This is a genomic window from Paenibacillus sp. CF095 (assembly GCF_900101225.1).
In the GTDB taxonomy this organism is placed as follows: domain Bacteria; phylum Bacillota; class Bacilli; order Paenibacillales; family Paenibacillaceae; genus Paenibacillus.
The window spans coordinates 32,257-43,075 of record NZ_FMZN01000005.1 but is presented as its reverse complement, the minus strand read 5'-3'; the positions used below and the strand labels follow the sequence as shown (position 1 = coordinate 43,075).

Below are 10,819 nucleotides of genomic sequence, written 5' to 3'. Positions count from 1 at the left end.
CATATCCATATTATAATGTAATCGATTTCATTTTACCGGATATGATAGCACTTTTGAAGAATTATCCATTAGAACCCTTTCCACGATGTTACGTCCTTCTCCTTCCCAACACAAAAAAAAACGAAGAACCTTCGTCAGGTTCTCCGTTACATTCTGCCTGTCACCACAGGCTTTTTATGGCTATCTCATATTCTTAACTATCTTATATCCTCAACTAATCCGGAATACCTTTAATGCTGCTGCCCATATCGTAACTGTCCGCTGTTGTTGTTACACAATTGCAAGCGGAGAATTCTGTACAACAGACAACCATTGGCGTGCAATCAGCTCATGACCTGCTGCGGTTGGATGTACACCATCCCACAACCAGTAGGCTGCATCCGCCTGCTTCAGAGCATCATTAAACGTCTGCTGCAATGGCACCCACACCGCGCCGAATTCTTCAGCAAGACCTTGAGCCAGTTTCTGATATTGACCGATATACTCTTCCCAGGCTTCCCATTTCTCCGCAGTTGCTCCGGTTCTCAGAATAAACGGCTCCATCAAAATCAGCCCCGTATCCGGCATCACTTCCCGAGTTTCTTCGAGCAAATGGTGATACGCCCGTCCGAAACGATCCGTTACCCCGCTAGGTTCACCATTCATCGTGCGCCAGGCATCATTAACCCCAATCAGGATGCTGATCAGGTCCGGTTTCAGACTAATGGTATCCTCATTCCAGCGTGCGTACAGATCCGATACCCGATCCCCGCTGATGCCTCTGTTATAGAAGGTCTTTTGCTTGCCCGCCAGTTCCATACCCAGTTTGCTGGAGATCAGATACGCATATCCGTGTCCGAGAAAATGATTCGGATCATCATTGCGTGATCTTCCCCCGTCTGTAATCGAGTCTCCCTGAAACAATATAACGGATGGACTAGTACTCATGATTGAAATCGTTCCTTCCTCTTGTGCAAAATAGAAACACTGAACACCTCAGTCTCCATTTTATCCCTTTCGGCTACAATAGAAAATAGCGTTTTCATCACTATATAAGTTGAACTACTATATTTACACTGACACTACGATGACAGAACAACCTTCCAATCGCTGTTATCCCCAGATTTTTTTGATTCCCTTTTTCTGAAGGGAAAAATCCGAGGATAAAGGCGAACGCTTCGCTTTTTCAGGTTTTTTCTGCCCTCTCCGTTATCGTGTAGATGATTAATTCATCTTATATAGATACCCATCTATGAAGATTCCGGTTCTTTCTCCACATGGCCTCCGCCCTGATAGGCTGTCTCATCCTGTTTGTCAGGTATGCCTCTAAGCTTTGCCTCTTCCCACAACTCGGCTGCATCATCCTGTGGGCGGTATCCAATCTTCTGCGCCAGATAGCCAATATCATAGTAATTATCTGTATTCGCTGAAGTCCCGTACAGATTCAGATACTTCATATCCGAATCCGCTTCAATACAGCACTCAGCGAGCTGGACCATGTCTCTTGGTGAGATCCAGATATGAGCCGAGCGCTCCGAGTGCGGGTATGTATCACCTGAGAAGTTTCCAATCCGAATGTTGAATGAGGACAGGTCATATTTGTCAACGTAATAACGTCCCAGCAGTTCAATATAACATTTGCTAAGTCCATAGAAGCTGTCCGGTCGGTAAGGGTCATCCACTTCAATATCTTCACCTGTAGGATAGAAGCCTGTCGCATGGTTGGAACTTGCAAAGATCACCCGCTGAACACCATTCAACCGTGCTGCTTCATACACATGGTAGGCTCCAGTTACATTGATCGGCAGAACTTTGCCCAGAAAATCTTCCTCATCCTTGGCCCATGCAATGTGCAGAACGGTGTGAACCCCCTGCATTAGTTCCTTCAGGCGTTCCCCATCGGTCACATCCATGGCTACAATGCCAGCTTCCTCGTCTTCACGCAAATCAGCTGCAACGATGTCATACGCACCCTTGGCTCTCAGCCCCTCCAGCAGACTGCGACCAATCACTCCGGCAGCTCCCGTAATTAACAGCTTGCGCTTAAGTTCACTCATGAATCCAGCTCCCTTCGCTCAGATAGGCTATCTGTCCTCTATAGAACAGTATTAACCGATCAGGCAAAGGAATTACCGGATATTACAATACAACCTATATAAGTTGAACTAGCCATTTACACGAGAACGTAGAGGACAGAAAGAACCTGAAGAAGCGAAGCTACAAGCTTTCTGCAAGAAAGCTACTTCGAAAGCATAAACCTCGACTAAAAGCTTTCTGAAAGAAAGCTTCATCGGAAGCATACGCTTATCACAAGATTTTCACCTTTATAAAAGTGAATTAAAAAATCTGGGGATAACAGTGATCGGAAGGTTGTTCTTTCATCGAAGTGGTTAGTGTAAATATTCTTTAGTTCAACTATCCGATCCAATATCGCAGTATCATCATAGCCACAATACCGACCAATACGGTTCCAAGCAGACTGCGTGTCCAGATAGCGACTGCAATCGTAGGCAGGGATGCCCACAGAGCTGCATTGTGCGTAATCGGCACCAACTGGTTGTCCGACATGAACAGTTCCTGACCAATCAGCGCTGCCATGACCGCTACGGGTACATATTCCAGCCAGCGTAACAACCACATTGGAATCTGTATCTTGCTGAACAGCATCAGTGGCAGTACACGCGGGATAAATGTTAACAGCGCCGATCCCATAATAATCCAGAATACATCCCATCTTACTTCCATCGTTCCATGAACACTCCCATCGTTGCCGCAATGACCGCAGCTACAATGACACTCATGCTGCCAAGTGAAGCCATGCTGGCGAAGATTACACAGACCACGGCGATAATAGCCACATTAATGTGTATTTTTTTGTTTTTACGATGCACCAACTGCAGTACAACCAGTCCGATAAACATCGCTGGCAGGGCATAATCCAGACCCAGCCGTTCCGGGTTGGTAATCCAGCGTCCAAAGTATGCTCCCGCCATATTAGCCACGAACCAGTTCAGGTATGCGGTAATATTTAGACCGTGCATCCAGCGTTCACTGAGCCTTTCTCTGCCAATCGCACGTGTCATTGCCACGCCGAAAGACTCATCGGTAAGCAATGAACCAATCCACATATTTTTAAGCGGGGTCAGATGCCGAAAATACGGCGATACAGCTGCACTGAGCAGCAAATGGCGAAGATTCACAAAAAATATGGTGAACATGATGGCTACTGCTGACCCATTCGATGCGAGCATGCCTGCTGCAATGAACTGAGCCGATCCTGCATATAAAATCAGGCTGAGCAGTGCTGTTTCCGCCAGACTCAGACCTGCGGTCATTTCAATGACACCCGCCGCAAACCCAATACTCAAATAACCAAGCAGGGTTGGGATACAATCTTTGACCCCCTGCATGAATGTAGCCTGATCCTGGACCTCTTCCATGTCCTCCTGTCCAGATATCTGTAGTGTACTTTGGTCCAACTTCCGTACAACCCCTCTCCAATTTCTGTCCCCATAAACCGATATATATGGATGTAGATCCATCCAGGTCCATTCTTCATGAAAACAACTTCTTTGTGTATTCAACATGACCAGGTACATGCCTTATGGATTTCACATTTTGCAAAATTCACTTCACATTAATTCAGAAATATACCACAAGATGTGCACTAAGGGAGAGACAGATTAATTTTTATAGAACAGATGTAATCCTAAATACCTACAAAATCAAAAAAATATTTTCGCAAAACGCATAAATAATGTTGAATAAACTCGAATTTTGTCATACGATAGCACCAGAAACTTCTGGAAATGTTGGAAACTTTACCAGATTGGATATATCCACCAGGGAAATGGTTGGATGACACAGAGGGGGAATGTGTATGAAGAAGATTCGTAAACAAGGGGCTAAAAGAACGCTGCAGATGAGAGAGAAATTGATTTTGTCATTTGCCATCGTACTACTCATTCCCACAATCAGTCTGGGCATTATCTCGTTTCAAACAGCCGATGCCAAGGTTGAAGAGAAAATGTATGAAAACGCAATTAGCAATGTTACTGTGCTCAACCAGACCATTGACCAGATCATTGGTGCAACACGCAAAAATGTTGATTTCCTGGCAAGTCAGCTGGATGCAGGCAATGTCGGACCCAATCAGGGTGACGAGACAGATACCATCCGTACCTTGCTCGACGCGTATAAGGAAACCCATGATGACGTGGAACTTGCCTCCATCGGTACCGATCAGGGCGTGTATATTAACTCCCCTGTAACTGCGGTGAACAAAGAAGGATATGACCCTCGCGAACGCCCGTGGTATCAGGCTGCTACGCAGAACAAAGATGTCCCTACCGTAATCACCCCCTACTTATCAAGCAATACCGGCAATGTTGTTGCATCGGTAGCTCAGACCTCAGCGGATGGCCATGGTGTCGTCTCTGTCAGCCTGTCGCTTGAAGCCCTCTCGAAGACGGTTAATTCCACCAAGATTGGCGAGAAGGGTTATGTCTATATCATTGATAATGCCAATAAAATCATTGTACATCCTACTGAAAAACCGGGGACCGAAGGAACCATGGCACCCTATAAAGATATTTTTGCACAGAAAAACGGAAGTCTGACCTATACACTAAATGGAAACCAGGAACACGCCTTTTTCTCCACCAATGAAACGACAGGCTGGACCGTGGTTGGTGTCATCGACAGTGGGGAAGTGACGGCATCTGTCCGTCCGATCCTATACACCACACTTATTGTTATAGCGATTGCAATTGCGGTAAGCTCCATTATTATTTTCTGGATTGTGCAATCAATCACCAAACCACTGAACCGCTTGGTGAAGGCATCTGACGAAATTAGTAATGGTAATCTGACCATCGAGGTTGCTGTATTGGGACAGGATGAATTCGGCAAGCTGAGCACCAGCTTCAATAAAATGAGTGAATCCTTGCGAACCGTTATTCAGGACGTGCGACACACGGCTGACGAGTTAACCGCCTCTTCCACACAATTGGCAGTCAACTCATCGGAGACAACCAAAGCAACAGAGCAAGTCGCCCTGATCACGGAAGAATCCGCAGCCGGACTTGAGAAACAAGCAAGCAGCCTGAAACATACGGCACTGCAAATGAATGAGCTTGCTGGAGGTGTGGGACAGGTAACGAATAGCACACAGCAAGTATCCGAAGCTGCCATGCAAGCAAGTGAGCTCGCGGATAAAGGGAATGCTACCATGCAGACGGCCGTATCGGAGATGAGTTCTGTCAGTCGCTTTGTGCAAGGTATGGCAGATACTGCTGGACGACTTGAACAGCATTCCACATCCATTGGTGAGATGGTGTCTGTCATTACAGATATCGCTGCACAGACCAATTTGCTTGCTCTCAATGCTTCTATAGAAGCAGCACGTGCAGGAGAGCATGGACGTGGCTTCTCCGTAGTTGCCAGCGAAGTCCGCAAGCTCGCGGAACAATCCAGCCTGTCCGGCCAGAAGATTGTAGAGATGGTCGGAGCGATTCAACAGGAGATTTCAATGGCCAACCACAGTGTACAGATCGGGCAACAGGATGTAAGCAACGGCATTCGTGCCGTTCAGTTTGCAGATGAAGCTTTTGCCCAGATTAGTGAGGCCGTCGGGGTCGTTAATCATCAGCTTGAGAACATTGCAGCCGCCTCACAACAGATGTCTGCAAGTACAGCCGAAGTGGTGCAATCCATTGATCAGATCCACGCCATATCGGAAACCAATGCCGATGGAACGGAGAACATCTCTGCTGCTACGGAGGAGCAAGTGGCTTCCATGCAGGAGATATCATCCTCTGCTGATTCCCTTGCCCATCTGGCTCACAAGCTGCAGAAGCTGGTGGAACAATTCAAGCTGTAATCGTTGAACTAAAGATGGTTTACACTAACACTACGATGACAGAATAACCTTCCAATCGCTGCTTTCGTACAGAAGATTAGTCCAACTTATTTAATAAATAGTCTGTAACATCAAAATCCCCTTTGCCATCACGTTGGCAGAGGGGATTTTGGTAATGGATAGGACGTGAAATATGGCTGGATCGAAGGCGAAGGACGCTTCTTCTTCCTGATGAGCATCATCGATGTGTTCACCAACGTGTTTCAACTTGAGATCAATACTTCGCTAAAATATTGCATTTTGCGGACGAGGTTAAGCGTGTAATATTCTTGCCCTCGGTTCCTTTGTTTTCTGCATACTTTGTGCATGTCTTGTTTTCTGTCAGTTCTTCACTTTAATAGACCGCCCGATGAATTAATTATAAGCAGCCTCCCACTTGAACTGTATCCCCAATTGTTATTGATGTCTAACCTATGTACAACAATTTATTGGGTACGTTACCGATAGAAGTCCACCATATCTCCAAACAGCCGTTTAATAAATTCGAGCTCGCTTTCGTTATATCTTTCCAAAAATTCGTACATTCTTTGCTTTTCCTTCGTATGAAGCTCATCATGAGCAGCAAATAGCTTTTTGCCGATAGGCGTTAGCCGAAAATACACTTCCTTTTTGTTGTCGTTGAACTGGGATTTTCGCACCCAACCTGCCTTTAGTAATTTATTTGCGATCTTGGAGGTATTTCCTTTACTTAAATTGATTCTCTCCGCGATGGAAGTGAGATTGATCGGCTCCTGCTCTCCGATGCATGCAATGGTGTGCAGTTCCGTCATATTCAAGCTGAATTCTGATTCAATATGCTTCCGGATATCCTCCAGGTATGAGGCAGTTATTCGGGTTTCATATTGCTCTTTTTGCTCAAGAAACTGAACGAAAAATTCATGAATGGCCGTTTTGTTTTTACTGGCAGTATCCATCATTATGCTGGCTCCTCGACTTATTTGTTTTATTATATCATAGATTGTTCTCTGAGAAACATATGGGCATACCCATATTGGGATTGGGGTTGACATGGTAAATAGAAACTAAGTAAAATTATATTGTTTCGTATGAAACTAAAATTATATATAATTTTCATCACACTTGTTTTAACAGGCAATAAAAAAAGTTCTAACGAAACAATAATTGATGAAGGAGGTTTGACGGAAATACTTGTCCACTTTTCAAGAGGAAATTTATAAAATATGGAAATGGAGCATACCTGCCTATGGAAGTCGTAAATCCGAAGACCTTGACGGATAAGGTTACATCTGTAATTTCTCATGTCGTGGTGACTACTGCCTCCAAATTGGCTTTCATCTCAGGTCAGGTTTCTGTAGATGAAACAGGATTATTGGTCGGTTCAGGGGACTATTACGCGCAAGCGATTCAAGTGTTCACCAACCTTAAGTATGCATTGGAAGCCGTGCGAGCGGATCCCTTGTACATTGTAAAAATGAATATTTTTGTTGTAAACCACAACCCGGAATTGATTTCGATTATTTTTGAGGCAGGATTTCATGTGTTTGGCCCTAACTGGCCGAAGACAGCAAGTACGTATATAGGCGTTCAAGCACTAGCCGATCCTGAATGGCTTATCGAAATAGACGCTATCGTGATTTTCCCATAATGTATAAGAAAAGAGGGTTTTGATATGAAATATGAAGTCATCCTGATTGGTGGCGGACCTGTCGGCATGATGCTGGCTGGGGAATTGGCATTAGCCGGTGTAAAGGTCTGCGTCATTGAGCGATTAAAAGAGACAACCCCTTATTCACGCGCGCTTACCGTACATCCTCGAACTCTTGAAATATTAGATATGCGTGGAGTGAAATCACAATTAATCAGTCAAGGCCGCTTACTTTCGAGAGGACATTTCGCCGGATTAGAAGCTCCTTTGGATTTCACCGTTTTGGATTCTTCTTCCAATCACACTCTATTTTTACCGCAGAGTGAGACGGAGAAGGTGCTGGAGGAATGGGCGCTTAGCCTTGGTGCAGAGGTCTGGAGAGAGGTTGAGGCTCTATCTGTACACCAGGATGAGGATGGGGTTGACGTTAAGATCGCAGGACCTCATGGAGAAACAACGTTAAGATCAGCTTATGTGGTAGGTACAGACGGAGCCAGAAGTTTGGTTCGCAAGCATGCAAATATATCATTTGAAGGTACAGATGCGACCTTCACGGCAATTCTGGGGGATGCCATTCTATCTGATTTGGCTCCTATGAGTGTCATATCCCGGATTACAGAAAAAGGATTGGTCAGCATCATGCCGATCAATGATCATATGTATCGGGTCTTGATGATCGATATGGAGAGAAGTAACATCTCTAAGGATGAGCCCGTTACATTGGAAGAGTTTCGTTCATCGCTCATCCGTACGACCGGAAGCGACCTGGGATTGAACGATGTGAAATGGATGTCCCGTTTCGGAAATGCGACGCGGCAAGCGGGACGATATCGGAATGGTCGATTGTTCTTGGCGGGAGATTCGGCGCACATTCATTTTCCCGCTGGTGGACAGGGAATGAACGTTGGCTTACAAGAAGCGATGAACTTAGGCTGGAAGCTTGCAGGAGCAATCAAAGGCTGGGCTCCGGACTGGCTATTGAACAGTTATCATGCCGAACGCTTTCCATGGAATACGGCCTTGCTCCGGAATACCGAGGTCCAAACCTTGCTTCTGGACGTGACTCCCCCTATCACGGAACTTCGAAGCATGTTAGCTAAACTGATTCAAATACCGGAGGCAAATTATCAAATCGCCGCACAAGTTTCCGCAATGGATGTACATTATGCTCCAGACGCCGAAGCGCCTCCCCATCCTTTAAATGGGAAACGTTTTAAGGATCTAAGCTTAAAGCTGAAAGACGGGCAATTGATCAACGCCTATCCGTTACTACACAAAGGTACTTTTCTTCTGCTGCATTTCCATTCTAATGAACAGAATAGCGATCAATGGGAATCGTATAACAACCTTCAAGTTGTACATGCCTCTTTGGCTGAGGCTGACGCGGATTGGAACGACGTCCACACGGCGCTTATTCGGCCGGATGGGCATATTGCCTGGGCGATTCCTCTATCCGATCCAAATCCAATGCAAACCATAAATGAAGGAATCACTCGCTGGTGCGGAGACATTACCGTGTAGTCATTCGTTCGAGGTGCACAACTGACTTCCCATAGGGTGAACTTGTATTTGGGGCGTCTGAATGAACTATCACGGTATGCTGCACTTAAAAAAACGCAATGCAATGTTCTCCATGAGTATGAAAATACCGCCTGAGCGTTATTCAACAACGCTCAGGCGGTATTTTCATTTCTGAGAAAGAAGGTACTTTACGCTCCATTTCGTTCCGCAGCTGCAGATCGGCGACGCAGGGACAATGAAATAATAGCCGGGATCAGTCCAATGGCAACCAAAGCTCCACCAAGCAAACCAACGGATGCTAGCGAGATGCTTTCTACAACAATACCTCCGATTACAGCCTCTACAGCTGCCCAACTGCACAATAGAATTATTCGAACTCATGATGATCCCTGAAGCCTGAGAAAATTAAGCAATTCTATGCATTCGCTTGAATAAGAGGGGTTTGGTCCGGAATAACGGAGTTAAACCGATTGCTTTTTATCTCCGTGATATCCTTGATCTCCATAGGGCTCTAACTGTTCAAACCAGCGGTTCAGACATTTGGCGAGTGCATCTTTGGAATCGTAATACGGGTTATCGTCTTGTTTCAATGTCTCCAGCACCTCGATCACAAACGCAGTCTCTCCATATTCATTCCATTCAGCCTGCAATCTTCGATTCAGATGGCTACCCATCTGTAACATAAAACGTTGTCCGTTAATGGTTTTCAGGTTCAGTGTGCTGTCGATATAAACTTTGCCGTTACGTTCATTCCGAATCTGGTAGACGCCCGCTTCCGTTTTAACTTCTTTAGCCTGTTCCTGCAATTCTTTGCGACGATTCATCTTCTCCTGCTCCCCCTTTTCTTTGCGCTCCTGTTTTCCAACTTCGGCGCTCTGTTGATCTGCGTGGCTTCCCAGCCAATACTGACTGCCGTCTGGCTCACGTTCCAGCAAACCATAGTCGACGAGATACCTCCGTATTTCCACGTAATCATCATGAACTTCCTTCAGCAGCTCATTGACCTGTTTCTCGGAATATTTGCGCTCTGTCTCGAATCGTTTGGCAATTTCGATGAGCACAATATATTTATGCTTTTGCTGCATATGAAACGTCGTCAGCCGACCGCCAGTACCCTCTGGAAAATACTTGTTTAGCACCTTTTCCCGATCCTGTTCTGTAATATCAAATGAGTTCGGATGGATCGTATGTCCATGTCTTGTCACCGGTGACACCCATTCGGCTGGAGCCTGGGTATCCTTGCTTTTGAGCAGTTCCATTAATGCCAAGAATATCTTGGCCTGTCGTTCCTTCTCCTTTAATACAAACCGATGATTACGGATCGTGGAGGCACTCCCGATACCAAGGGCCTTCTGTACTTCAGCATCCTTCTTTCCTTCATAAAACTGGGCCAGCAATCCACGCTGGACATCAGACAATCCGGTTACGCTTTTATCCAGCTCCAGCAAATACTCAAATACCGATCCATGAACCTTCTCAATATGCACTCGCATATAACGGGCTGCCTCATAGAGCACTCCTTCTTCAGGGTAGATAATCCCCGCTTCCGTCCTGTAACCGCAGCAGACACATATATAGGCGGGACCCTCCTCCATATAACCACGCTTGATCTCTTCCAATGAAGCTGTTTGCAACCAGGATTCCGATGATTTCATGTAAAAGCTCCTTTTTATCATTGTATGGTCATCCAACCGTATACTAATTAATTATTTTATAATTTTGTTTGTTTATATATAGACATAATATAATTTTGTTTATTATATGTCAATATAACGGAAAAGGATGCTGTTTTT

The 10,819-nt window shown here is 45.3% G+C and carries 10 protein-coding genes; 3 read left to right on the top strand and 7 right to left on the bottom strand.

The genetic code is table 11. The features are described 5' to 3' along the window. Positions 1-270: 270 nt before the first annotated feature. From BLS69_RS26380 to BLS69_RS26365, 4 genes are all read right to left on the bottom strand, one after another. Positions 271-927, bottom strand: coding sequence for an SGNH/GDSL hydrolase family protein (locus BLS69_RS26380; RefSeq protein WP_091038049.1), 657 nt, complete (start codon positions 925-927; stop codon positions 271-273). A 302-nt stretch (positions 928-1,229) separates the two neighbouring features. Beyond that, positions 1,230-2,036, bottom strand: coding sequence for an NAD-dependent epimerase/dehydratase family protein (locus BLS69_RS26375; RefSeq protein ID WP_091038047.1), 807 nt, complete (start codon positions 2,034-2,036; stop codon positions 1,230-1,232). 358 nt (positions 2,037-2,394) lie between these two features. Then, positions 2,395-2,724, bottom strand: coding sequence for an AzlD domain-containing protein (locus BLS69_RS26370; protein ID WP_062837141.1), 330 nt, complete (start codon positions 2,722-2,724; stop codon positions 2,395-2,397). Then, a complete protein-coding gene (locus tag BLS69_RS26365) occupies positions 2,715-3,419 on the bottom strand; it encodes an AzlC family ABC transporter permease (protein WP_036616527.1) in 705 nt (234 codons plus the stop codon). The genes BLS69_RS26370 and BLS69_RS26365 overlap by 10 nt, the downstream gene beginning before the upstream one ends. A gap of 440 nt (positions 3,420-3,859) precedes the next feature. On the opposite strand from BLS69_RS26365, the gene BLS69_RS26360 reads away from it, so the two are divergent. Further along, the gene (locus BLS69_RS26360; protein WP_091038046.1) at positions 3,860-5,860 is read left to right on the top strand and encodes a methyl-accepting chemotaxis protein; all 2,001 of its coding nucleotides are present in this window, start codon (positions 3,860-3,862) and stop codon (positions 5,858-5,860) included. Positions 5,861-6,336: 476 nt separating this feature from the next. On the opposite strand, the gene BLS69_RS26355 is transcribed toward BLS69_RS26360, so the two are convergent. Further along, complete coding sequence (locus BLS69_RS26355; protein ID WP_235193904.1) at positions 6,337-6,816, bottom strand: MarR family transcriptional regulator; 480 nt, start codon at positions 6,814-6,816, stop codon at positions 6,337-6,339. Between the two features lie 287 nt (positions 6,817-7,103). On the opposite strand from BLS69_RS26355, the gene BLS69_RS26350 reads away from it, so the two are divergent. Both BLS69_RS26350 and BLS69_RS26345 read left to right on the top strand, forming a co-directional pair. After that, the gene (locus tag BLS69_RS26350; protein ID WP_091038044.1) at positions 7,104-7,505 is read left to right on the top strand and encodes a RidA family protein; all 402 of its coding nucleotides are present in this window, start codon (positions 7,104-7,106) and stop codon (positions 7,503-7,505) included. Between the two features lie 24 nt (positions 7,506-7,529). Continuing rightward, positions 7,530-9,026 (top strand): monooxygenase, encoded by a 1,497-nt coding sequence (locus tag BLS69_RS26345; protein ID WP_091038043.1) that lies wholly within the window; start codon positions 7,530-7,532, stop codon positions 9,024-9,026. Between the two features lie 188 nt (positions 9,027-9,214). On the opposite strand, the gene BLS69_RS26340 is transcribed toward BLS69_RS26345, so the two are convergent. Together BLS69_RS26340 and BLS69_RS26335 are read right to left on the bottom strand one after the other, a co-directional pair. Beyond that, a complete protein-coding gene (locus tag BLS69_RS26340) occupies positions 9,215-9,388 on the bottom strand; it encodes a hypothetical protein (RefSeq protein WP_176873052.1) in 174 nt (57 codons plus the stop codon). A 99-nt stretch (positions 9,389-9,487) separates the two neighbouring features. Next, entirely contained in the window at positions 9,488-10,681 is a 1,194-nt protein-coding gene (locus BLS69_RS26335) for a DUF2087 domain-containing protein (protein ID WP_091038041.1), read from the bottom strand. Between the last annotated feature and the right edge of the window lie 138 nt (positions 10,682-10,819).